The following is a 22,226-nucleotide window of genomic DNA, read 5'->3' as shown; positions in this document are numbered from 1 at the left end:
ATGCGACTGTCGCCACGCAGTACCTTTACCCGGACACTGATCCTTCTGGCTGGCTTGCTGATAGCCAGCCAGATTTTTTCATACCTGGCTGTCCTCAACTACGCCTTACTGCCGAGCCTGCAGCAGTTCAACCGGATTCTTGCCTATGAAGTGCGCTTGATGCTCAAGGAGGATGTGGAGCTGGCTGACGGCAACACCTTCCATCTGGATACGCCGCTGCGCCGACAGCTGCTCGAGCAACTGGGCGTGACCTTGCATGCTGAAGGCGGGACTGATCCGATCCATGATGAGGAACTGCAGGAGTTTTCCAAGGCGACAGTGATTGAGTATCTCAGTGAGGAGATGACCGAGGAGCTGGAATCGCCGACGGAAGTCCGATTGGTACTGGGGGCAGACAGTTATGTACTGTGGCTGAAAAGTGAGTCGATACCCGGCTACCTGATGCGGATCCCGCTCTCTGAGTTGCAGGAAGATGATTTCTCGCCGCTGTTCCACTATAGCCTGATCATTGCCTTCATGGTGATAGCGGGCGGCTGGTTGTTTATCCGGATCCAGAACCGACCTTTGGTGGCACTGGAACAAGCTGCCTTGCAGGTGGCTAGGGGCGAAACGCCTCCGGTGTTACCTGAACGTGGGGCATCGGAAATTCGCGCTGTGACCAAGGCTTTCAATAGGATGTCGGCGGGTATCAAGCAGCTTGAGGATGATCGTGCCCTGCTGATGGCAGGGGTGAGTCACGACTTGCGTACTCCATTGACTCGGATCCGCTTGGCGACCGAAATGATGTCACCGGAAGACGGTTACTTGGCCGAGAGCATGATTAAGGACACCGAGGAGTGCAATGAGATCATCAGCCAGTTTATGGACTACCTCAAGTCAACCAAGAAGCAGGCAGAGGAAGAGCTGGAACTTAACTATTTGCTGGAAGAAGTCGCGGAAGCCGAAGGGGGCTATGAGCGGCAAGTTGAGCTTGAGCTGACCGAGATCCCCGGTGTCGTTACCGGTAATGGGGTTTCGATTAAACGCTCGATTGCCAACTTGGTGGTCAATGCCCAGCGTTATGGTAATGGTTGGGTCAAGATATCCAGCGGTACGGCTGCGGATCGCAAGAGTGCGTGGTTCTGTGTCGAGGACGATGGTCCCGGTATTGATCCCGATCAGGTTGCTAGGATGTTCCAACCGCTGACCCGTGGTGACACGGCACGTGGTACGGATACTGAAGGAACCGGGTTGGGACTGGCGATAGTCAAACGTATCATCGACCAATACGAAGGGGTCATTCAGGTATCAAACCGCCGCGAAGGTGGCCTGCGGGTACAGATCAGCTTGCCCTTGCTCGTCAAGAAGTTACCGGTCAAAAAGTAATAGTTGCTCGCCTGAAACAAGGTTGCGAACGTAAAAAAAGCGAAGGTGATATCACCTTCGCTTTTTTATTGCCTATTGTATGGTCTTACTGGGTATTAGGCCTGCGCTAGGCATTCGACATTATGCATTAGAATAGTTTTCCCGTTGGCCGAGCCAGCGATCGATAATCGCCTTGGCGTTGTCCGGGTAGTTGTCGTGCAGGTAGCGGGCCAGTTTCTGGACTTGCGGGATCAGGTGCTGGTCACGGACTAGATCGGCAACTTTGAAGTCGGCAACACCGGTCTGCTTGGTACCGAGTAGTTCGCCGGGACCTCGAATTTCCAAATCGCGCTGGGCAATTACAAAGCCATCGCTGCTTTCACGCAGCACACCAAGTCTTTTCTGTGCCGTTTTCGATAGCGGGGCATGGTATAGCAGCACACAGTGACTGGCGACATTGCCACGGCCAACCCGTCCACGTAGCTGGTGAAGCTGGGCCAACCCGAGTCGCTCGGGATTTTCAATGACCATCAGGCTGGAATTGGGGACGTCTACGCCCACTTCGATAACGGTTGTGGCAACCAGCAGATGTAACTCACCATCCTTGAAGCGCTTCATTACTTGCTGTTTTTCTGCTGGTTTCATCCGGCCATGGACCAAACCGATGTTGAGTTCCGGCAACTGTGCCGTCAGCTCGTCGGCGGTATCGGATGCCGCTTGGGCTTCCAGTACCTCGGACTCATCAATCAGGGTACAGACCCAGTAGGCCTGGCGACCTTCATTGAGGCAGGCTGAGCGAATGCGCTCGATGATTTCTTGGCGGCGTGAATCGGGCAGAGCCACAGTTTGGATCGGGGTACGCCCCGGTGGTAGTTCATCAATGACTGAAGTTTCCAAATCCGCATAGGCGGTCATCGCCAAGGTACGTGGGATCGGGGTGGCAGTCATGATCAGTTGGTGCGGGTAGCAGCCACCGTTGACTCCTTTTTCCCGTAGTTCAAGGCGCTGGTGAACCCCGAAGCGGTGCTGTTCGTCGATAATCACCAAAGTGAGGTTATTGAATGCCACTTGCTCCTGGAATAGGGCGTGGGTGCCTACCACCATTTTGGCTTCGCCGCTTTCGATCCGGGTTAGCTCTTTGTCGCGGGCCTTGCCTTTGAGTTTGCCGGCTAACCAGCCGACTTCAATACCCATTGGGTTGAGCCAGGCGGCAAAGTTGATAGCATGCTGTTCGGCCAGCAATTCAGTCGGTGCCATCAGGGCCACTTGATAGCCATGCTCGATGGCACGTAGTGCGGCTAGGGCGGCGACCAGGGTTTTACCCGAGCCGACATCCCCTTGAACCAGTCGCATCATCGGGTGCGGTACGGCAAGATCGCGTTCGATATCGGCCACCACCCGTTGCTGGGCTCCGGTTGGGCTGAACGGCAGGCTTTCCAGCAGCTTGTTTTTGAGCGTATTGCTCTCGGCAAGTGGCCAGGCGGCATGACGCTGGCTTTTATGACGAACGGCCAGCATTGATAGGTTCTGTGCCAATAGCTCTTCGAGGATCAGGCGCTGCTGGGCCGGGTGCTTGCCTTCCTCTAACTGATCGAGAGACACATCTGGGGTTGGCCGGTGCATCACGTGCAGCGCTTGAGACAGGGTCATCTGGCGGTCGTACAGGCCTTCCGGTAGCAACTCGCGCACCGCGGATTTGTCGAGTAAGCGCATGGCTTGGTCGGTCAGGTTGCGCAGGGTCAGCTGGCGTAGGCCGTCAGTGGTCGGGTAGACCGGCGTTAGGGTTTCTTCGGTGCTTAACTCGGTGGGCTCGGAGAAAACCTTGTAGTCGGGATGAATGATTTCCAGCCCGTACTTGCCTCGCTTGATTTCGCCGTAGGCCTTGACCTGCTTGCCTTCGCTCAGGCTGTTTTTCATCGCTGCATTGAAGTTGAAAAAGCGCAGGGTGGCGCTACCGCTCTGATCGCTTATTTTTACTGTCAGCATTCGGCGTTTGCCAAAGGCGATGTTGCTGCTGAGGACCTCGCCCTGAATCGTCAGGTGCTGGCCGGCCATGGCACTGGCAATTGGCCAGATCCGGGTGCGGTCTTCGTAGCGGAGCGGTAGGTGGAAGAGGAGATCCTGTACCGTATGCAGGCCGATTTTTTCCAGTTTTTCTGCCATTTTGGCACCGACCCCCGACAGCTCGGTCAGGGCAATGGTATCGAGAAGTTGTCCGCTCATTGCTTCATCCGTTATGGCTACATCCGTTTATGGTAAGGTCTTTTTCTTTTTAGGCTCAGTGGCCTGCATGATGCCCCACCACTGCTCATCGGCAGCAATTTGGCCGTTCTCGTCCAGAGGTGGATAAGGCAGCCCTTTGCGGCGGGCAACCTTGGCCAGCACTGGATGGCCGCGTTCAAACAAAATGCGGTGAACCACTTCATCGGGCAACGGGGTTTTTTCCCTGTTATACATACCGGCGTTCTGGCGTTGGCGCTGTGCTTCATACAAGATCAGGGCGCTGGCAACCGAGACGTTCAATGACTGTACCATACCTACCATAGGGATGATGATATCCTGATCGGCCATCGACAGCGCTTCAGCGGTGATCCCATTTTTCTCGCCACCTAAGATAATGGCTGTTGGTTTGGTGTAGTCCACTTCACGGAAATCAATCGCGGTGTCGGATAGGTTGGTTGCCAATACCTGCATACCCTGAGCTTTCAGCGTACTGACGGCATTGATCATCGAGTCGTGGGTCTCGAGTTCGACCCAGTTACGCGAGCCTGCTGAGGTATGAGCTAGCATCCGCATGCCATCTTTAGGCCACACGGCATGGACCTTGTGGATCCCCACCGCATCGGCGGTACGGACAATTGCCGAGACATTATTCGGCTTGTGGACTTCTTCCATGCACACCGTCAAGTCAGGTTGGCGGGTGGCAAGGACCTCGTGAATACGTTGGAAGCGTTCTGGGCTCATTGTTCTTTGTTACCTAAAGAAAACGCCCGAGAACGGGCGTTTTTTATTATTGACGGGCCAAGCGAGATGCTGGCGCGATTAATTTTTCTGGCGTGAAACACGCACTACATTGGGCATGACTCGGATCCGGCGCATGATATCGGCCAGATGGATTCGTCCCTTGGTGGTCAGGCGCACGGTAATGGTATACAGGCGACCGTCTTTTTCTTCCGTTGCCAGCCCCTGGATATTTGATCCGGTTGCCGCAATAGTATTGGTCAAGTCGGCCAGTGCGCCTTGGTGGTTTTGCATGTCGACCTTGAGCGAGGTGACAAACTCCTGCTCGAAGTCTTCGCTCCACTCAACCGCCATGTATTTGTCCGGCTCTTTCTGGTAACCACGGATGTTGGCGCATTCCTCACGGTGGATCACCAAGCCTTTACCCGGGCTGACATGTGCCATGATTGGATCACCGTGGATAGGGTGACAACAGTTGGCAAAGGTCAACAAGATACCGTCAGCGCCGCGAATTGGCAGGCGTTGATCAGACTCTTTGGTTGTCAGCTCATCGGCGCTGCCGAGTAGGCGGCGGGCAATGACCACACTCATCAACTCACCCAGACCTATTTCGGCCAGTAAGTCTTCGAGGCTTGCGAGGCGCAGGTCAGTCAGTACCTGATGCAAATTATCTTCATCAATCTGGTCGATGTTGATAGCACCTAGGGCATGGTTGAGCAGACGGCGGCCAAGGGTGATGGATTCTTCGCGGCGCATGGTCTTGAGCACCTGACGGATCTTGGTGCGAGCGCGGGAAGTTACCACATAGTTGAGCCAAGCGGCATTCGGGCGTGCACCCGGTGCACTGATGATCTCAATGGTCTGGCCGTTTTTCAGCGGTTTGCTCAGCGGATAAGGCTGGCGCTCGACACGGGCACCAACACAGGCATTACCGACATCGGTATGGACTGCGTAGGCAAAGTCGACGGCGGTAGCCCCGACAGGCAATTCAACAATCCGGCCTTTCGGCGTAAAGACGTAAATCTCATCCGGGAACAGATCTGATTTTACGTTCTCAATGAACTCGAACGAGCTACCGGCGCTTTGTTGAAGCTCAAGCAGGCTCTGCATCCAGCGTTGGGCTTTAACCTGCGCTGTGGTGCCAGAGCTCTCACCGTCTTTGTAGGCCCAGTGGGCAGCGACACCTTTGTCGGCCATCTGATCCATATCTTCGGTACGGATCTGAACTTCCACCGGTACCCCGTGCGGGCCTACCAGTGAGGTATGTAACGACTGGTAGCCATTGGCTTTTGGGATCGCGATATAGTCTTTCATCCGGCTCGGGCGGGGCTTGTACAGGTTATGGACCTGTCCCAGTACGCGATAGCAGGTATCCAGATCTTTGACTAATACGCGGAAAGCGTAGATGTCCATGATCGAATGGAAGCGCTGCTCCTTGTTCTTCATCTTGTTGTAGATGGAGTACAGATTTTTCTCGCGGCCTTGCACCGTGCCTTCAATCCCCGCGTCTTTGAGGCGACCCTCAATTTCGGCGTGGATTTTATTAATCATTTCTTTGCGGTTACCCCGTGCGGCAGCCACCACTTCCTTCAAAACACGGTAGCGGTTCGGATACAGGGCTTCGAAACCCAGCTCCTCCAGTTCGGTTTTGATATTGTGGATACCCAAGCGATGCGCTAGCGGAGAGAAGATCTCCAGCGTCTCGCGGGCAATTCGGCGACGTTTATCCGGACGCAGGGCACCCAGGGTGCGCATGTTGTGCGTACGGTCGGCCAGCTTAATGAGGATAACGCGGATGTCATGGGCCATGGCCATGATCATCTTGCGGAAGTTCTCGGCTTGCGCTTCTTTGCGATCGCGGAACTTCAGCTTGTCCAGTTTGGAGACCCCGTCAACCAACTCGGCCACGGTGGAGCCAAAGCGACTGTCGAGATCGTCTTTGGTGACCTCGGTATCTTCAATGACATCGTGGAGGAGGGCCGCCATTAAGGTTTCGTAGTCGAGGCGCATTTCGGCCAAGATACGGGCAACAGCAATGGGATGGATGATGTAAGGTTCGCCACTGGAGCGAGTCTGCCCCTCATGGGCATCACGCGCAACTAAATATGCCTGCCTGAGCGCCTCTATCTGAGACTCAGGCAGGTATTCGATCGCGACTTCTTTCAGGCTATCAAAAAGATACAATTCGCCCGGTTCCCTGAATTAACGGTTGTCGCCGGCAATAGCGCTAACAGCTGCTAGCTCTGCTGCTTCTTGCTCTTGAAGTTCCTGACGCTCGCGAGCATCAAGGATGTCTTTAGTGATTAGGCCTTCTTCGATTTCACGAAGTGCGATCACTGTGTACTTGTCGTTTTCTTCAGGTACCAGTGGATCCTTACCGCCAGTTTGCATTTGACGAGCGCGGCGTGAAGCAATTTGGATCAGATCGAAACGGTTGCCAATTTTATCAACAGCGTCTTGAACGGTTACGCGTGCCATGGAGGACTCCAGTGGTTATCTATAAGTAAAGAGGGAAAATTGTACAAAAATACTTACTGTTCTGCCAGTAGCGCATTCAACATGCTGTTATATTTAGCAGCTTGTTTGTCTTGCTTCAATCGTTCAGCGCGGATGATGGCTTTAAAATCCAATAAAGCAGCATCGAAATCATCATTAACGATCACGTAATCGTATTCGTTGTAATGAGAGATCTCAGCGCGGGCTTCTTGCATGCGACGGGCAATAACAGTTTCGCTATCTTGACCGCGGGCATTCAGGCGACGTTCCAGCTCTTCTTTTGACGGAGGCAGAATAAACAGACTTTTCGCTTGTGGCATCTGCTTGCGGATTTGACGCGCACCTTGCCAGTCGATGTCGAGGAATACGTCGATTCCTTTGTTTAGCTGCTCTTCAATCCAAAGGCGAGAGGTGCCATAGAAGTTACCAAAGACTTCAGCGTGCTCTAAAAATGCACTTTTTTCTGTGAGTTCAGTAAATTCTTCTACGCTGACAAAATTGTAATGAACACCGTGCTGCTCACCCGGACGCATACCACGCGTGGTGTGAGAGACGGATACTTTCATGTCATAGGTCGGGTTTGTTTCAAGAAGGGCGTTAATCAAACTTGATTTACCAGCACCGCTTGGGGCCGACACGATGTATAGAGTACCTTTGCTCATTGCCTATTTTCACTCAGTGATAGAAGGGCGCGCAGATTATCATGATCCGCGTGCAAAAGAAATTAGCTGGCTGCTTGAAAATTCAACTTTTTGTCTACGATCAGAAAGCCAATAAACTAAGCCTAGTTGAATTTAGTGTTGCCGAGATAACCTTATTTCAGGTTATCTCGATCTTAATGGTGAAATATCGTGTGACCCATGCCATTACTTTACTTGTTTTTTTTTGGTCGGGTAAAGCCGCCATAGAGATCGAGCCGACGATGGCGCAAGTTTGTGACCGACCCCTCGGTATTGAGGTACTTGAGCTTATCGAGTTCGACATCGGCAAAGATGATCATCTCTGTATTGGCGCTGGCCTCGGTAATGGTGGCATCGTGGGGGAAATAGATGTCCGAGGGTGAAAAGACCGCGGACTGGGCATATTGAATATCGACATTATTGACCCGTGGTAGGTTACCGACGCTGCCACCGAGTGCGACGTAGCATTCATTTTCGATAGCCCTCGCCTGGGCACACAAACGAACTCGCAAATAACCATTTTTAGTGTCTGTCCAAAAGGGCACGAACATGATTTGGACGCCTTGCTCTGCTAGCATCCGGCCCAGTTCGGGAAACTCGGCATCGTAGCAGATGAGGATGCCGACCCGTCCGGCATCGGTATCGAAAACTTTTACCTTGTCACCGCCATCAATGACCCAATCTTTTTGCTCGTGTGGGGTGATATGGATTTTGTATTGCTCATCGATACAACCGTCACGGTGCAGTAGGTAAGAGACATTATAGAGACGGTCATTCTCCAGCACCGGCATACTGCCTGAAATGATATTGATGTTGTAAGTGACCGCCATTTGGGAAAACCGCAGTTTGATGTCCTCGCTAAACTCGCTCAGAAAACGGATCGCCTCAACCGGGCTCAGATCGGCCCTGAGCCCCATCAGCGGGGCATTGAAAAACTCAGGGAATAGCGCAAAGTCCGCCTGGTAGTTTGACAGTGATGAGACAAAGAATTCAGCCTGGTCGATCAGGTCATCGAGCGAAACCATCTTTCGCATTTGCCATTGGACGATGCCAATACGGACCATTTTCTTTTCGGATTCAATAGCAGACGGCATTTCCTCGTCATAAAACACATTGTCCCATTCCAGCAAAGTGGCGTAGCCGCATGACTTGGCATCTTCTGGCAGGTAATTCTTCATTAGTCGTTTTACATCAAAATCATTGGCAAGCTGGAACGACAGGATAGGGTCGTGGGTTTCCTTGCGTTTGACCTTTTCGATGTATTCGATGACGGTGAATTGGGCGGCGATTTTGTGGTAGCCGGGAATACGGCCGCCGGCCAAGATGGCCTTGAGGTTGGCACTGCGGCAGAGCTCTTTGCGTGCATCGTAGAGTCGCCTTCCTAGGCGAAGTCCGCGGTAATCCGGGTGGACAAACACATCCAACCCGTAGAGCGCATCCCCCGTTGCTTGATGCTGGATCACATTTTTATCGCTGATGATGTCGGTGTAAGCGTGGTTGAGAGAAAATCGGTTGTAGTTGACCTTGATGGTAAGAGCGGCCCCGACAATTTTTCCGCTGTCTTCAATACAGATTTGACCATCAGGAAATTGATGGATCAAATCCATAATAGTCATTCGCGGCCATGCTCCGCCGACATCGGCAAAGACCAAATCCATTAACGCAGCCAGCTCGTCATAATCACTAGGCTCAATTGCACGAAGGTTTAGCAAAGGGGTATTGGTATCCATTCTCACCATCTCTGTCTGTGTTTGAGGGCTGAATCTCGTTATTGGTTGTTGCCTGGGTGTTTATATTATGTATCACAGATGTGGGGGCGAGAATATTTAATTGCTCTCAATATCGTACGATGAAGAGAAAAGGAATGGCGAACTTGCTCTGTGCGAAACCAAAAAAAAGCCCTGTTTAACAGGGCATTTGTTGTTCGTTTAGTGTAGAGGGGAGCTTTATTCTATGTTCTGGATCTGCTCGCGCATCTGCTCGATAAGCACTTTCAGCTCAACGGCGGCAGCGGTGATCTCGGTGTTGATTGATTTTGAGGCCAGGGTGTTCGACTCGCGGTTGAATTCCTGCATCATGAAGTCGAGACGACGGCCACAGGCACCACCTTTCTTCATGATCTTCTGGGTTTCTTTGACGTGCGAGTCAAGGCGATCTAGCTCTTCGGCTACGTCGCTCTTCTGCGCCAACATGATCAGCTCTTGCTCGATGCGGTTAGCATCAAGCTCGACCTTGGCTTCTTCCAGGCGGGTCATGATGCGTTCACGTTGCCATTTAATGACTTCTGGCATCATGCTGCGAACCTTGGTCGCTTCGACCGAAATGGCTTCAAGACGCTGGTCGATAAGCGCCTTCATGTTCTCGCCTTCGCTAGCACGGGCGGCGATGAAGTCATCAACTGTGCTGTCAAATGCATTGAGCAAATCTTTGTTGATAGCATCGAGATCTTGTTCCGGCGCTTCCATCACACCCGGCCAGTTCAATACCTGGAACGGGCCAACATTACCTTCACCGGCTGTCTCTTTTACCCACTTGGCTGCATTGATCACCTGCTTGGCCAGGCCTTCATTGATTTTCAGCTCGGTATTGGCGGCTGGGTTAACTTCGAAACGTAGGTTGCATTCAACCTTGCCGCGGGCCAGACGCTTGCGAAAACGCTCACGCAGAACAGGCTCTAGGCTGCGAAACTGCTCTGGCATACGCAGGTAAGTTTCCAGGTAGCGTTGGTTTACCGAGCGGATTTCCCATACGGCAGTACCCCAATCGGCTTTAACTTCGCGACGGGCGTAGGCGGTCATGCTATGAATCATTGGCTAGTGGCCTCTAATAGTGATGGTTGATAACTGCTTTGGGTGGGTTGCCTGTGGCAAGCCACCGTCATAACGTGGAGGTGGTGCGCAGTTATCCGGATGCCAAGAGTATACTTAGCCTTAAGCATATACCCAAGTAACTTGGGTATATGACGACTCTGCCCGCACTCGATACGGGAAAAATCATGCTGGTTGGGTTTCGCGTGCACAACCGGTTGGTTGTGGCTATAATCGCCGGTTAATGTCATCCAGCCAGAGGGAAGCCACCGATGCGTCCAAGCGGAAGAAGCAACAACCAAGTTCGTCCTATTACTATTACCCGTAATTTTACTGCCCATGCCGAAGGTTCGGTGTTGGTTGAGTTTGGTGATACCAAGGTGATTTGTACCGCAAGTGTGGAAGAAAATGTGCCACGCTGGCTAAAAGGTAAAGGTCAAGGTTGGGTGACGGCTGAATATGGCATGCTGCCGCGTGCAACCCACTCACGTAACCGCCGTGAAGCGGCTGGTGGTAAGCAGGGCGGCCGTACGATGGAAATCCAACGCCTGATCGCTCGTAGCCTGCGTGCTGCGGTTGACTTGGAAGCGCTGGGTGAGCAGATGATCACGGTAGACTGTGATGTTATCCAGGCCGATGGCGGTACGCGTACTGCATCTATCACCGGTGCGATGGTGGCCCTAGTTGATGCTATCAACTATATGCTGGAAAAGGGGACGCTGAAAGCCAGTCCGCTGAAAGGCATGGTTGCTGCTGTTTCTGTCGGTATTTACAACGGCGAGGCGATTTGCGATCTGGAGTATGTCGAAGACTCGGCGGCAGAAACAGACATGAACGTGGTCATGACCGAAGAAGGTAAGATGATCGAAATCCAGGGTACTGCTGAGGGCGAAGCCTTTAGTCACGAAGAATTGCTGGCCATGCTGGCTCTGGCCAAAGACGGCATTGCCGATATCGTCAGCATTCAGAAGCAGGCGCTGGAAAGTTAATTTTTTGAAGCGGTTCCTATTGGAGCCGCTTTTTTTTGGCTTGGATATCACTTTGCCTGAAAGTGATATCCTGGCCATTGATTTAAATAGTAATAACTAGTTGCATCTATTAAGGAGAGACCATGAAAGCATATCAGCGTCAGTTCATCGAATTTGCCTTGGAGAAAGGGGTATTGAAGTTTGGTGAGTTCACTCTGAAATCCGGCCGTAAGAGCCCGTACTTCTTCAATGCGGGTTTGTTCAATACGGGACGTGATCTTGCACGCCTAGGCCGTTTCTATGCTGAGGCATTGGTGGATGCAGGTATCGAGTACGATGTGTTGTTCGGTCCTGCGTACAAGGGGATCCCAATTGCGACCACCACGGCTGTTGCATTGGCCGATCATCATGATGTTGATACCCCTTACTGTTTCAACCGTAAAGAAGCCAAGGCTCACGGTGAAGGTGGCAACCTGGTTGGTAGTGCGCTGGAAGGTCGTATCATGTTGGTGGATGACGTGATCACTGCTGGTACTGCGATCCGTGAATCAATGGAAATCATCAAGGCCAACGGTGCTGATTTGGCCGGTGTGCTGGTTGCCATTGACCGTCAGGAAAAAGGCAAGGGCGAGCTGTCGGCAATCCAGGAAGTCGAGCGAGACTTCGGTTGTGCGGTGATCTCTATCGTGTCGCTGGGCGACGTGGTGAGTTACCTTGCAGAGAAGGACGGCATGGAGCAACACCTTGAAGCGGTGAAATCTTACCGTGCGGAATACGGGATTTAAGGTGTAAGAACCTAGAATTTAGTTTATGGAAAAGCGAGAGGTGAAAACCTCTCGCTTTTTTATTTGATTTTTTATTAGGGAACTAGGATTTCGCGCCGCTCTTGACCCAGTTCAGCACTGAGAAGGTGCCAGTAATCGTCGAAGTTCGCCGTCGGCTTATACTTGAAGTTCGAGCGGACAAACCGGTTGAGGCTGCCTTCGACCTGACCGAGAAGTTGGGCGGCCAAGATGGATTCGTCAACCGGGAAGCCTTTGCCTTCACGCAGCTTGCGCTCACGCAAGATCTGTCGCAGTTGGGTTTCGATACGCTCAAACAGCTGGTTGATACGAGCCTGAAGGCGATCTTGTTCAAACATCAGGGCGTGGCCGGTCATAATACGGGTTAGGCCCGGATTGCGCTCGGCAAAGCCGAGGATCAGTTGCAGTACCATGCGAAGGCGTTGCAGGGTGTCTTTTTCATCATCGAGGATGCGGTTAATCCGGGTGGTGATAGCGTCTTCGATAAACTCGATCAACCCTTCAAACATTCTCGCTTTGCTTGGGAAGTGGCGGTAGAGGGCGGCTTCCGAGACACCAACCTGGGCTGCCAGCTTAGCGGTAGTAATACGTTGGCTGCCTTGGGCAGATTCCAGCATTTGTGCCAGCGCTTGCAAAATTTCTTCGCGGCGGTTGTTTTTCTTGTTGCCAGCCATGAATAACCGTTCCTTTTCAAAATAAGACTGTCATTGGACAGGGTGAAACCCGCATATCTTAGCGGCGTAATCCTGTTGTGAAAAGCATTGCCCGCCGATACTGATCTCTTTATCGACAAAAAAAGCCCAACCTGAAGGGCTGGGCTTTATATTTGATCTTATTCGGTTAATTCCTCAGCACTGGTGATGGGAATTAATTTTGTTGCCCTGCCTTGAACAGTTCGACGATTTCATCGATTAACTGCGTACCAAGCTCTGCCTTGCTGGTTAGCGGCAAGGCTTTATCACCTTTTGGCCAATATAGGTGCAGGGCGTTTTGATCACTGTTGAAACCTTGTTGTTCGTTCGATACGTCATTGGCACAGATCAGGTCAAGATGCTTGCGAGTCAGTTTACCGCGAGCGTATTGCTCGACATCTTGGGTCTCGGCCGCAAAACCGACGGTAAATGGACGATCGGTTTCCAGCGCGGCAATGCTGGCGATGATGTCTGGGTTTTTCACCAAGCGGATCACCATGTCATCCTCGCCGTCATTCTTCTTCATCTTCTGCCCAGCAACCTCTGCCGGGCGGAAATCGGCAACTGCCGCACAGCCGATGAAGATATCGCTGGCAGGTGCATGCTCCAGTGCAGCTTGGTGCATCTGCTCGGCGCTGCTGATATTGATACGGCTAACGCCGTTTGGCGTCGCCAGATTGGTCGGGCCGCTGATTAGGGTGACTGTTGCACCACGCTTGGCGGCGGCTTCAGCAATGGCGTAGCCCATTTTACCGGAGCTATGGTTGGTCAGGTAGCGAACGGGGTCAATGGCTTCACGGGTTGGACCTGCGGTAATAGTAAGAGACATGCCGTCTAGGTCGGCTGGCTTAAAGAAGTCTTCCGCTAAGTGGACCAGTTGCATCGGTTCGAGCATTCGGCCCGGGCCGATATCGCCACAAGCTTGTTCGCCGCTCGCGGGTCCCCAGATATGGCAACCACGTCGGGCGAGGGTGGCTATGTTTTCCTGGGTGGCAACATGACGGTACATCTGTTGGTTCATTGCCGGGGCGACAGCTATCGGCGAGTCTGTTGCCAAGCACAAAGTCGTGAGCAGATCGTTGCCCATGCCTGCGGCCATACGTGCGATCAAATCGGCAGTTGCCGGGGCAAGCAGCACCAAATCGGCCCATTTGGCCAGCTCGATGTGGCCCATAGAGGCCTCTGCGGCCGGATTCAGCAAACTGTCGGATACCGGTCTGCCCGATACTGCCTGCATGGTGAGCGGGGTTATGAACTCCTTGGCGGCCTTGGTCATAACGACTTGTACCTGTGCGCCGCGCTCAATGAGTCGGCGTGTTAGCTCTGCACATTTATAGGCAGCGATGCCGCCGCTGATCCCAAGGAGAATTTTTTTTCCTGCCAAAGTTTGCATCTTATTGCCTGCTCTCGATATCCGGAATGTCAATGCGCCACACCTTACCACCAAAAATTGTTAGTCACCAAAAAAAGCCAGCTTCCTTGCTCGGGATCAAATTTGGTCTGTAGGTTGTTGGTATGAGAGGTATTGAAGACTCTGGGTTGCGAGCCAGTTGGCAGTGTTGAGTCGGGAGTTGCAAGTTAGTCATGTTTTTTTTGTGCAGGTGGCAGGAGATACAGTGACGTAACTTGCTTAATGCAGAGGAGGGCGTTTAGCTAAGGCTTCAGGAGGTAGATATGACGCTCAAGTTATTACCGGTGCAGTCTCGGCCAAGGGAGAAATTATTGGATCGCGGCCCCGGGGCCTTGTCGGATGCCGAACTGCTAGCGATTTTCTTGCGTACCGGTATTACCGGGATGAATGCGATAGAACTGGCGACAGAGCTACTGGACAAGTTTGGTTCGCTGCGGGCACTGCTGGCAGCCGATAAAGCCACGTTTTGCCAATATAAAGGGTTAGGACCTGCCAAGTATGCCCAGCTGCAGGCGGTTCTGGAAATGAGCCAGCGTCATTTGGAAGAGACGCTAAAGAAGGAAGATGCGCTGACAAGCCCTGCTCATACCAGACGTTATCTCAGCCATGTACTGCGTGATCGTCACCGTGAAGCGTTTTATATTTTATTTCTTGATAACCAGCATCGGGTACTCAATGGAGAGGTACTTTTCGAAGGAACAATCGATTCTGCGAGCGTTTATCCGAGGGAAGTTGTAAAAAGATCGCTAGAACTTAATGCAGCCGCGCTCATTTTAGCGCATAATCACCCGTCAGGCGTGGCAGAGCCAAGTCAGTCAGATCGCCGAATTACCCGTCGCATCAGTGATGCACTGGCGTTGGTGGATATTCGAGTTCTGGATCACTTTGTTGTCGGTGACGGAGAAATCACTTCTTTTGCAGAGCGAGGATGGCTATAAAAACGTCATTTTTTGCTTAAAAAGTTGAGAAAGGACTGCTCGGGACTTGAGCAACTGGTTTTGACTTAGTATAATGCGCGACCTTTGATAGCTGTGGTTATGTGTGAGAATTACTTTTTACATTGAAATAGCCACGGTAGATATCGAGCTGAAACGATTTGGAGAAGACAGTAATGTCCCGAGTATGCCAAGTAACTGGTAAGCGTCCTGTAACGGGTAACAACCGTTCACACGCACGTAATGCCACCAAGCGTCGTTTTCTGCCGAACCTGCAAACTCATCGTTTCTGGGTAGAAAGCGAAAAACGCTTCGTTAAACTACGCCTTTCTGCGAAAGGTATGCGTATCATTGATAAGAAAGGCATCGATGCCGTTCTTACTGATATGCGTACTCGCGGCGAGAACGTTTAAGAGGATTTGAACAATGGCTAAAGGCATTCGTGAGAAGATCCGTCTAGTATCATCTGCTGGTACAGGCCACTTCTACACTACCGACAAAAACAAACGTAACATGCCAGGCAAATTCGAGATCAAGAAATTTGATCCTGTAGTTCGCAAGCACGTTATGTACAAAGAAGCGAAAATCAAGTAATTGATTGACCGCTTTTTTGATAAAAACCCAGTTTTCTAACTGGGTTTTTTTATACCTGAATTTTCTCCCTTCTCTGCTTATCCTGTAAATCCCTCTGTGCCAGCACCATAAAACCTGCATTATTAAGACCTTAACGGTATAGTTTTAGGTATACCTTCCTATTTAGCTTTCAAGGAGTACCGTAATGAGGCTATCTCGCCGTGGCTGGAACAATGTGATGATTATCGCTGTGATCTGCTTTATCGCCGTGGTACAGCTACCGGAGATTGTTAAGCAGCGATTTGGTCAAGAGAGTTCGTCGCTAGAGAGCTCAGAGATGGCGATGCTGCTGCCCTTCGAATCGACTATTGAACAGCTGCATTTACCCCATACCAGTCTCAAGCGAGAGGAAGCGGGCTGGTTTGCCCGTCCGCGGGTTGCTCTGCCAGCCGATCAATTGATCAGCCATTGGCAGGCATTGGTGGGGACCGCTATTAGTAATGAGATGGTCGGTAAGCTCAAGCCAAACCTGCCGCCACCAAGCAGTGTCGAGATTTGGCTTGCGGGGCAGGAAGAGCCAGTCAGGGTCACGGTCTACCAGCAGCCGCAATTCTGGTTATTACAAAACTGGCAGGGCGAATGGCTGGCGGTATCAGTGGAAGAAGCCTATTTGTTTCCGCCGGTGTTATAGTTGACGTCATAATAATATCGCCAAGATAGAGAACGTCATGCCTGAATTACCTGAAGTGGAAGTGAGCCGGATGGGGATTTCGCCCCATGTTACGAATCAGACCGTCACCAAAATTATTGTGCGCAACCCTAAGTTGCGCTGGCCGGTGCCGCAAGAAATCAGCCAGATTGAAGGGCAAGTGATCCGCCGGGTAACCCGTCGCGCCAAGTACTTGATGCTCAAGACCGACGCCGGTTATGCCATTATCCACTTGGGGATGTCGGGCAGTTTGCGGATTCTGCCGTCTGGGATACCACCGGAAAAACATGACCATGTCGACCTTTGCCTGTCGAGTGGTGAGATCTTACGTTATAACGACCCTCGCCGCTTTGGGGCCTGGCTGTGGCAGTCCGGAGAGGATGTGCATTCGGTCTTGGCTAAATTGGGCCCAGAGCCGTTGAGCGAGGCTTTTACGGTGGATTACCTGCAAGAAAAAGCCAAGGGCAAACGTACTGCCGTTAAGCAATTTATTATGGATAACCACGTTGTTGTTGGTGTCGGTAATATTTATGCCAATGAGTCGCTGTTTGCTGCGGGGATCCACCCCAAGCGTGAGGTCGGTAAAATTTCTGCCCAGCGGCTTGGCTTGCTGGTCGATGAAATCAAATCGGTGCTGGCCTTTGCCATCAAACAGGGCGGTACCACCTTGAAAGATTTCAAGAATGCCGATGGAAAACCGGGCTACTTTGCCCAGGAGCTTCAGGTTTATGGTAAGGGAGGAGAGCCCTGCCCACGCTGTGATAAACCACTCAGTGAAGTGAAAATTGGCCAGCGGGCCACGGTGTATTGCAGTGATTGCCAGAAATAGTGAGACGTTTAGCTTGTTCCCCCCCTTCCGAGGTTGTTTCAATAGGGCTGAATATCAGTGTCAATAATATTGATCCGGCTTTAGCCTGGTGACTCTAGCCCTGTTAACTCGCGGGTGCTATGATCCCGCCACACACGGTTATACTAAGTATGTATAACGAGTACAGTTTTGTAAGGTCTATGCAGATGAAGAAGTATTTGGTTACCGGTGCCGCCGGCTTTATCGGAAGTGCCGTGGTAGAACGGCTTTGTGCCATGGGACATGAGGTGATCGGGATTGATAACCTTAATGACTATTATGAGGTATCACTCAAAGAAGCCCGGTTAGCCAGGGTTGCCCACCCGCACTTCACTTTCATTGCTTTGGATCTGGCTGACCGTGATGGTATGGCCAATCTGTTTGCCGATCAGAAATTTGACCGGGTGATCCACCTGGCCGCTCAGGCAGGTGTGCGTTACTCAATCGATAACCCAATGGCGTATGCTGACAGTAACCTAGTTGGGCATTTGGCTATCCTCGAAGGTTGCCGCCATCATAATATTGAGCACTTGGTGTATGCCTCTTCGAGCTCGGTCTACGGCCTTAACCAGAAAATGCCGTTCGATACCGCGGATAGTGTCGATCACCCGATCTCCTTGTATGCCGCCACCAAGAAATCGAATGAACTGATGGCACACACCTACTCGCATTTATACGGCGTGCCGACGACGGGCTTGCGCTTTTTCACCGTGTATGGTCCTTGGGGGCGTCCGGATATGGCATTGTTCAAGTTTACCAATGCGATTATCGAGGGACGTGAGATCGATGTGTACAACAACGGTGATATGCGCCGTGATTTCACCTATATCGATGATATTGTTGAAGGGATTATCCGTATTCAAGATGAGATCCCTGAAAAAACACCAGATTGGACCGTAGAAGCTGGTACACCGGCAACCAGCTCGGCCCCATATCGCGTGTTCAACATTGGCCATGGTAGCCCTGTGAAGCTGATGGACTATATCGAGGCACTGGAAGACGCGCTGGGTATCGAAGCGAAAAAGAATTTCATGCCGATGCAGCCGGGTGATGTCTATGCTACCTATGCCGACACGAAAGATTTGTTCGACGTCACAGGCTACAAGCCGGAAGTGAAGGTCAAGGAAGGTGTGAAGGCCTTTGTTGATTGGTACCGTGATTACTACCAGCGCTGATAGCTAACGACGCCTCGGTAGTTAATGAGGCGATCAACAGCTGTCGACGTGATAGGCAACGTTAAAAAGAAGGAGGCGATTGCCTCCTTCTTTTTTTTGCCGTAGAGATTATTTTGTGCTGAGCTTTTTTTGCAGAGCGTCGCAGATCACCGGGTCGACGAACTGGCTAACATCACCTTTGTGCAGGGCAACTTCCTTGACGATGGTCGATGAGATGAAAGAGTTCTCTTCGGCCGGGGTTAGGAAAACAGTTTCCAGCTCAGGCATTAGGCGACGGTTCATGTTGGCTAGTTGGAATTCGAACTCGAAATCCGAAACAGCCCGCAAACCACGCACTAAAATATTGGCTTGGTACTCTTTGGCAAAATCTACCAACAGACCTGAGAAGCCGACAATATCTACGTTAGGTAGATGCTGGGTGACCTGCTGAGCCAGTTCTACTCGCTCCTTGAGATCAAACAGCGGCTTCTTGCTTGGGCTGAAGGCAATGCCGACCACAACATGGTCGAACATGGCGGCAGCGCGCTCGATCAGGTCGAGGTGACCGTTGGTGATAGGATCAAACGTGCCTGGGTAGATAACGCGGGTTGTCATAATGAATACCAGTCAGAAAATCGAATTAGGAAATAAGTTGGTCTAGGATGGCGGTGACATCATCTAGCTGGATGTCTTGCATCAGGGTTTCGCCCTTGGCCCGGGCACCCCATGGCAGCTCAGTCACCGGCTTGCCGTGCTGTTGCTCGGCATGTTGTTCGTAGGCGCTAGCGACATATTGTAGGCTGTTGTAAGGACCGGTTCGCTTTGGGTTACTGTGGGCATACAGGCCAATAACTGGTGTCCCTTGGGTCGTTGCCAAATGAGCCGGACCGGTATCCGGGGCGACTACAACATTGGCGGCGCCCAGTAGGGCCGTCAATTGTTTGAGGCTGGTTTTGCCGATCAGGTTTACCGGCGTATGCTGGCAGTGCTGGCTTATCGCCTCACCTAAAGCAACTTCACGTGGGGCCGGCGAGCCACACAGCAGGACCTGCATCCCTTTTTCTGCGGCGTAGTCAGCAAGCTGAGCGTAGCGCTCGGTCAGCCAGTTACGCTCATCCTTGCTCGCAGCTGGCGAGATGATAAGAGTAGGCCTGCCGTTGATTTGCTGTTCGGCAAAGGCTTTGTCATCGTCACTCTGCGGAATGTTCCAATGTGGAGTCTCAAAAGGGACGCCAAGGTAGCGGGCAAAGTCGGCAAAGTTATCCAGTACATGGAAGCTGTCCGTGTGCGGTAAATGGCGGTTGGTGAACAGCCATTGGCCTTCTTTGGTGCGGTTTCTGCCAAAGCCGATGCGGTATTTCGCTTTGATCCCAAGCGACAGGGCGCTGGCACGGAGGGCGGCTTGCATATGCAGCAGGGCATCAAATTTTTGGCCTTTAAGCGCTTGCCATACGGCTTTCATACCGGTCCATCCAGCTTTCTTGTCAAATACCACAACCTTAATGCCGGGCAGATCGCCGATCAGCTGGGCTTCGATTTTCCCGCTAACCCAAGTGATCTCGGTTGACGGCCAATGGGCCTGAATCGCCTGCACGACTGAAATGGCGTGGCAGACATCGCCGATGGCAGATAGCCTAAGAATACAAATTGAGCGTGGCGGGGTGGTAAATAACGCCATGACAAAGTCCTGTTAATCAATCAGAGATGAAATTATGCAGTTCAGGTAAGTGATTGTAAAATACTCTGTCCCTCAAGCTTGGAGATAAAGCGTGCAAGAAATAGCAAGCAGTAACCAGAGGATCTGGTTTGCCCCTGAATTATTGGCTGAAGATCCGCAGCAATGCTTCGAACCGACTTTCTGGCAGCAGCAAGATTTAGTTATTGGCTCGGCCCAGGGCCGTGGGACGACATGGTTTGTCAAAGGCCAATACATAGAGATGGCACTGCGCCATTACCGCCGTGGCGGGTTGTTCGGCAAGCTGGTGGAAGATGCCTATTGGTTTACAGGGTGGGAGAAAACCCGCTCTGCAGAGGAGTTCCAACTGCTTGATAAGCTGGCTCGAGGCGGAGTGAGGGTGCCGCGCCCAGTTGCCGCCCGTGCGATCAAGCAGGGCTTGACCTACCGTGCCGATTTATTGGTCGAGAAGGTAGCTGACGCGAAGGATTTAGTCGCGCAGCTGGAGCATGCTGCCTTGCCGGAAGTAAACTGGCGGGCGATAGGAGAGATGGTCAGAAAGATGCACGATCTGCAGGTTTGCCATACCGATCTCAACAGCCACAATATCTTGTTGGATAGCCAACAGCAGATCTGGCTGATTGATTTTGACAAGTGTTATGAAAAAGAGGGCGAGGGTTGGAAAGATGATAATTTGTCCCGCCTGCACCGCTCTTTTGTCAAAGAGCAGGGCAAGCGGGGGATCAAGTTTGAACCGCAATGCTGGCAATGGTTATTGAGCGGCTATCAGGCTGACTGATTCTTCAGGTGCCTTGCCATCTTAGTTGTTAGCTTGCCGCCCTAGCTTTTGCCTGATAGTTGCTGGTCGATCACCGCGAGTGTTTTGGCTACGGCCCCCTGATTCTGTCTCACGACCTCAATGGCTGCCTCGCCCATACGTTGGCATTGTGCTGGGTCGGACAGCAGTGCGGTTAGACGCTCTCCTATCTGTTTGGCGTTATCGCAAACCGCCAATGCACCAGCGGCTTCGAGCTGCTGGGTTATGTCGGTAAAGTTGTAGTAGCTCGGTCCGGTCAGTATGGGCTTTGCTAGTGCCGCGGGCTCAAGCATATTGTGGCCGCCGACTTTATCGCCGATCAAACTACCGCACATGACGGTAACATCGGCGGCTCCCATCAACAGCAACATCTCTCCCATGGTATCGGCTAGATACACATCGGTCGTGTCATCGACGTTTTGTGCTGAGGTGCGGCGAACACAGTTTAGTTGTTGCGACAGGCACAATTCGGTAACGCTGTCGAAGCGCTCCGGGTGGCGTGGTACCAATATCAGCAGGCACTCCGGGTGTTGGTTTTTGACTGCCTTGAACGCTTCGAGGATTTGCTCATCTTCCCCTTTGTGGGTGCTGGCAGCAATCCATACCGGTCGCATACCCCCCAGTTGCTGGCGAAGCTGCTGGGACTGTTCAAGTAGAGTGGACTCGATCTGGATATCAAATTTGACCGAGCCGGTTACGCTAAGGCGGTTTGCCGGGATCCCCAAGTCAGCAAAACGCTCGGCATCATCTTTGTGCAGGCACAGCAAGTGATTCAGGTTGGGGGCTATCATATTGAACACCGGCTGGAATTTGGCATATCGCTTGGCTGAGCGCGCTGACAGACGGGCATTCATCACAATTACTGGGATCCCTGCGTTGTGTACGGTGGCCAGGGTATTGGGCCATAATTCTGTTTCCATGATCAGCATGGCCGATGGATGGGTTGATCGTAAGAACCCTCTAACACACCAGGCAAAATCAATCGGCATGTAACGGTGTTCAACCAGATTACCCAGTTTGCTAATCTGCTCGGCCCCGGTGCTGGTAGTTGTGGTGACGACGATAGTTTGTTTGGGATTCTGGGCTTTGATGGCCTTGATAACAGGAATAACGGCAATTGACTCACCGACAGAGACCGCATGGATCCAAATGGGTTGGGTGCTATTTGTTGCCGACAGTGGTGGCGTAAAGCCGAAATGTTCTTTCCAGCGTGGACCGAAGGTGGGCTTGTTGGGCCGGCGACGGTAAAGGCCAAACAATAGCAATGGAGAAGCAGTTGCCAGTAGCAAGGTGTACAGGGCTCGGATAAACATACGGTAGCTTGTGGTCTTGGGTTATCAGCCTATTATAACGG

General features: G+C 51.9%; 22 protein-coding genes. 10 read left to right on the top strand and 12 right to left on the bottom strand.

Going from position 1 to position 22,226, the window contains the following annotated elements; all coding sequences use genetic code 11:
* A complete protein-coding gene (envZ, locus tag ACVA58_RS16890; protein WP_446511540.1) occupies positions 1 to 1,365 on the top strand; it encodes a two-component system sensor histidine kinase EnvZ in 1,365 nt (454 codons plus the stop codon).
* Between the two features lie 120 nt (positions 1,366 to 1,485).
* Here the strand turns inward: envZ and recG are convergent, their stop codons facing one another.
* The 7 genes from recG to ACVA58_RS16855 form a co-directional block, all read right to left on the bottom strand.
* On the bottom strand, positions 1,486 to 3,567 hold the full coding sequence (gene recG, locus ACVA58_RS16885) for an ATP-dependent DNA helicase RecG (RefSeq protein WP_446511539.1): 2,082 nt from the start codon (positions 3,565 to 3,567) through the stop codon (positions 1,486 to 1,488).
* A gap of 27 nt (positions 3,568 to 3,594) precedes the next feature.
* The gene (gene trmH, locus ACVA58_RS16880) at positions 3,595 to 4,308 is read right to left on the bottom strand and encodes a tRNA (guanosine(18)-2'-O)-methyltransferase TrmH (protein WP_446511538.1); all 714 of its coding nucleotides are present in this window, start codon (positions 4,306 to 4,308) and stop codon (positions 3,595 to 3,597) included.
* Between the two features lie 78 nt (positions 4,309 to 4,386).
* Entirely contained in the window at positions 4,387 to 6,489 is a 2,103-nt protein-coding gene (spoT, locus tag ACVA58_RS16875; RefSeq protein WP_446511537.1) for a bifunctional GTP diphosphokinase/guanosine-3',5'-bis pyrophosphate 3'-pyrophosphohydrolase, read from the bottom strand.
* An 18-nt stretch (positions 6,490 to 6,507) separates the two neighbouring features.
* Positions 6,508 to 6,783, bottom strand: coding sequence for a DNA-directed RNA polymerase subunit omega (gene rpoZ / locus ACVA58_RS16870; protein ID WP_107349751.1), 276 nt, complete (start codon positions 6,781 to 6,783; stop codon positions 6,508 to 6,510).
* A gap of 53 nt (positions 6,784 to 6,836) precedes the next feature.
* Positions 6,837 to 7,463 carry a guanylate kinase gene (gene gmk / locus ACVA58_RS16865; protein ID WP_446511536.1) on the bottom strand — a complete coding sequence of 209 codons (627 nt, stop codon included), beginning with the start codon at positions 7,461 to 7,463 and terminating at the stop codon, positions 6,837 to 6,839.
* Between the two features lie 209 nt (positions 7,464 to 7,672).
* On the bottom strand, positions 7,673 to 9,211 hold the full coding sequence (locus tag ACVA58_RS16860; RefSeq protein WP_446511535.1) for a GNAT family N-acetyltransferase: 1,539 nt from the start codon (positions 9,209 to 9,211) through the stop codon (positions 7,673 to 7,675).
* A gap of 216 nt (positions 9,212 to 9,427) precedes the next feature.
* On the bottom strand, positions 9,428 to 10,291 hold the full coding sequence (locus ACVA58_RS16855) for a YicC/YloC family endoribonuclease (protein WP_446511534.1): 864 nt from the start codon (positions 10,289 to 10,291) through the stop codon (positions 9,428 to 9,430).
* A gap of 269 nt (positions 10,292 to 10,560) precedes the next feature.
* Between ACVA58_RS16855 and rph the strand changes: the two genes are divergently transcribed.
* Both rph and pyrE read left to right on the top strand, forming a co-directional pair.
* Entirely contained in the window at positions 10,561 to 11,277 is a 717-nt protein-coding gene (gene rph / locus ACVA58_RS16850; protein WP_255040317.1) for a ribonuclease PH, read from the top strand.
* A 122-nt stretch (positions 11,278 to 11,399) separates the two neighbouring features.
* Positions 11,400 to 12,041 (top strand): orotate phosphoribosyltransferase, encoded by a 642-nt coding sequence (pyrE, locus tag ACVA58_RS16845; protein ID WP_446511533.1) that lies wholly within the window; start codon positions 11,400 to 11,402, stop codon positions 12,039 to 12,041.
* A gap of 74 nt (positions 12,042 to 12,115) precedes the next feature.
* On the opposite strand, the gene slmA is transcribed toward pyrE, so the two are convergent.
* Positions 12,116 to 12,733 carry a nucleoid occlusion factor SlmA gene (gene slmA / locus ACVA58_RS16840; protein WP_446504495.1) on the bottom strand — a complete coding sequence of 206 codons (618 nt, stop codon included), beginning with the start codon at positions 12,731 to 12,733 and terminating at the stop codon, positions 12,116 to 12,118.
* Between the two features lie 193 nt (positions 12,734 to 12,926).
* Positions 12,927 to 14,144 carry a bifunctional phosphopantothenoylcysteine decarboxylase/phosphopantothenate--cysteine ligase CoaBC gene (gene coaBC / locus ACVA58_RS16835; protein WP_446511532.1) on the bottom strand — a complete coding sequence of 406 codons (1,218 nt, stop codon included), beginning with the start codon at positions 14,142 to 14,144 and terminating at the stop codon, positions 12,927 to 12,929.
* Between the two features lie 281 nt (positions 14,145 to 14,425).
* On the opposite strand from coaBC, the gene radC reads away from it, so the two are divergent.
* The 6 genes from radC to ACVA58_RS16805 all read left to right on the top strand — a co-directional run bounded on the left by radC (position 14,426) and on the right by ACVA58_RS16805 (position 18,401).
* Complete coding sequence (radC, locus tag ACVA58_RS16830; protein WP_446511531.1) at positions 14,426 to 15,100, top strand: RadC family protein; 675 nt, start codon at positions 14,426 to 14,428, stop codon at positions 15,098 to 15,100.
* A gap of 173 nt (positions 15,101 to 15,273) precedes the next feature.
* Positions 15,274 to 15,510 carry a 50S ribosomal protein L28 gene (gene rpmB, locus ACVA58_RS16825; RefSeq protein WP_107349761.1) on the top strand — a complete coding sequence of 79 codons (237 nt, stop codon included), beginning with the start codon at positions 15,274 to 15,276 and terminating at the stop codon, positions 15,508 to 15,510.
* Between the two features lie 13 nt (positions 15,511 to 15,523).
* Positions 15,524 to 15,691, top strand: a complete 168-nt coding sequence (gene rpmG, locus ACVA58_RS16820; protein ID WP_004405486.1) for a 50S ribosomal protein L33 — start codon at positions 15,524 to 15,526, stop codon at positions 15,689 to 15,691.
* Between the two features lie 184 nt (positions 15,692 to 15,875).
* On the top strand, positions 15,876 to 16,361 hold the full coding sequence (locus ACVA58_RS16815) for a hypothetical protein (protein ID WP_446511530.1): 486 nt from the start codon (positions 15,876 to 15,878) through the stop codon (positions 16,359 to 16,361).
* A 37-nt stretch (positions 16,362 to 16,398) separates the two neighbouring features.
* Positions 16,399 to 17,208, top strand: coding sequence for a bifunctional DNA-formamidopyrimidine glycosylase/DNA-(apurinic or apyrimidinic site) lyase (gene mutM, locus ACVA58_RS16810; protein ID WP_446511529.1), 810 nt, complete (start codon positions 16,399 to 16,401; stop codon positions 17,206 to 17,208).
* Positions 17,209 to 17,393: 185 nt separating this feature from the next.
* Positions 17,394 to 18,401 carry an NAD-dependent epimerase gene (locus tag ACVA58_RS16805; protein WP_446511528.1) on the top strand — a complete coding sequence of 336 codons (1,008 nt, stop codon included), beginning with the start codon at positions 17,394 to 17,396 and terminating at the stop codon, positions 18,399 to 18,401.
* A gap of 108 nt (positions 18,402 to 18,509) precedes the next feature.
* On the opposite strand, the gene coaD is transcribed toward ACVA58_RS16805, so the two are convergent.
* Both coaD and ACVA58_RS16795 read right to left on the bottom strand, forming a co-directional pair.
* The gene (gene coaD / locus ACVA58_RS16800) at positions 18,510 to 18,995 is read right to left on the bottom strand and encodes a pantetheine-phosphate adenylyltransferase (protein ID WP_446511527.1); all 486 of its coding nucleotides are present in this window, start codon (positions 18,993 to 18,995) and stop codon (positions 18,510 to 18,512) included.
* A gap of 25 nt (positions 18,996 to 19,020) precedes the next feature.
* Positions 19,021 to 20,058 carry a glycosyltransferase family 9 protein gene (locus ACVA58_RS16795; protein ID WP_446511526.1) on the bottom strand — a complete coding sequence of 346 codons (1,038 nt, stop codon included), beginning with the start codon at positions 20,056 to 20,058 and terminating at the stop codon, positions 19,021 to 19,023.
* Between the two features lie 91 nt (positions 20,059 to 20,149).
* Here ACVA58_RS16795 and ACVA58_RS16790 point away from each other — a divergent pair, with 91 nt between their 5' ends.
* Positions 20,150 to 20,854, top strand: coding sequence for a 3-deoxy-D-manno-octulosonic acid kinase (locus ACVA58_RS16790; RefSeq protein WP_446511525.1), 705 nt, complete (start codon positions 20,150 to 20,152; stop codon positions 20,852 to 20,854).
* Positions 20,855 to 20,895: 41 nt separating this feature from the next.
* On the opposite strand, the gene waaA is transcribed toward ACVA58_RS16790, so the two are convergent.
* On the bottom strand, positions 20,896 to 22,185 hold the full coding sequence (gene waaA, locus ACVA58_RS16785; RefSeq protein ID WP_446511524.1) for a lipid IV(A) 3-deoxy-D-manno-octulosonic acid transferase: 1,290 nt from the start codon (positions 22,183 to 22,185) through the stop codon (positions 20,896 to 20,898).
* Positions 22,186 to 22,226: the final 41 nt, after the last annotated feature.

The organism is Photobacterium sp. DNB22_13_2 (assembly GCF_052873915.1).
This window is presented reverse-complemented; position numbering and strand designations above follow the sequence as displayed.

Excerpts from the sequence above, each read along its gene's own strand:
- rpmB (WP_107349761.1), top strand. The coding sequence starts at position 15,274 with ATGTCCCGAGTATGCCAAGTAACTGGTAAGCGTCCTGTAACGGGTAAC.
- rpmG (WP_004405486.1), top strand. The coding sequence starts at position 15,524 with ATGGCTAAAGGCATTCGTGAGAAGATCCGTCTAGTATCATCTGCTGGT.
- ACVA58_RS16805 (WP_446511528.1), top strand. The coding sequence starts at position 17,394 with ATGAAGAAGTATTTGGTTACCGGTGCCGCCGGCTTTATCGGAAGTGCC.
- mutM (WP_446511529.1), top strand. The coding sequence starts at position 16,399 with ATGCCTGAATTACCTGAAGTGGAAGTGAGCCGGATGGGGATTTCGCCC.
- coaBC (WP_446511532.1), bottom strand. The coding sequence starts at position 14,144 with ATGCAAACTTTGGCAGGAAAAAAAATTCTCCTTGGGATCAGCGGCGGC.
- ACVA58_RS16795 (WP_446511526.1), bottom strand. The coding sequence starts at position 20,058 with ATGGCGTTATTTACCACCCCGCCACGCTCAATTTGTATTCTTAGGCTA.
- envZ (WP_446511540.1), top strand. The coding sequence starts at position 1 with ATGCGACTGTCGCCACGCAGTACCTTTACCCGGACACTGATCCTTCTG.
- pyrE (WP_446511533.1), top strand. The coding sequence starts at position 11,400 with ATGAAAGCATATCAGCGTCAGTTCATCGAATTTGCCTTGGAGAAAGGG.
- rpoZ (WP_107349751.1), bottom strand. The coding sequence starts at position 6,783 with ATGGCACGCGTAACCGTTCAAGACGCTGTTGATAAAATTGGCAACCGT.
- rph (WP_255040317.1), top strand. The coding sequence starts at position 10,561 with ATGCGTCCAAGCGGAAGAAGCAACAACCAAGTTCGTCCTATTACTATT.
- ACVA58_RS16855 (WP_446511534.1), bottom strand. The coding sequence starts at position 10,291 with ATGATTCATAGCATGACCGCCTACGCCCGTCGCGAAGTTAAAGCCGAT.
- recG (WP_446511539.1), bottom strand. The coding sequence starts at position 3,567 with ATGAGCGGACAACTTCTCGATACCATTGCCCTGACCGAGCTGTCGGGG.
- ACVA58_RS16860 (WP_446511535.1), bottom strand. The coding sequence starts at position 9,211 with ATGGATACCAATACCCCTTTGCTAAACCTTCGTGCAATTGAGCCTAGT.
- gmk (WP_446511536.1), bottom strand. The coding sequence starts at position 7,463 with ATGAGCAAAGGTACTCTATACATCGTGTCGGCCCCAAGCGGTGCTGGT.
- ACVA58_RS16815 (WP_446511530.1), top strand. The coding sequence starts at position 15,876 with ATGAGGCTATCTCGCCGTGGCTGGAACAATGTGATGATTATCGCTGTG.
- trmH (WP_446511538.1), bottom strand. The coding sequence starts at position 4,308 with ATGAGCCCAGAACGCTTCCAACGTATTCACGAGGTCCTTGCCACCCGC.
- radC (WP_446511531.1), top strand. The coding sequence starts at position 14,426 with ATGACGCTCAAGTTATTACCGGTGCAGTCTCGGCCAAGGGAGAAATTA.
- slmA (WP_446504495.1), bottom strand. The coding sequence starts at position 12,733 with ATGGCTGGCAACAAGAAAAACAACCGCCGCGAAGAAATTTTGCAAGCG.
- waaA (WP_446511524.1), bottom strand. The coding sequence starts at position 22,185 with ATGTTTATCCGAGCCCTGTACACCTTGCTACTGGCAACTGCTTCTCCA.
- coaD (WP_446511527.1), bottom strand. The coding sequence starts at position 18,995 with ATGACAACCCGCGTTATCTACCCAGGCACGTTTGATCCTATCACCAAC.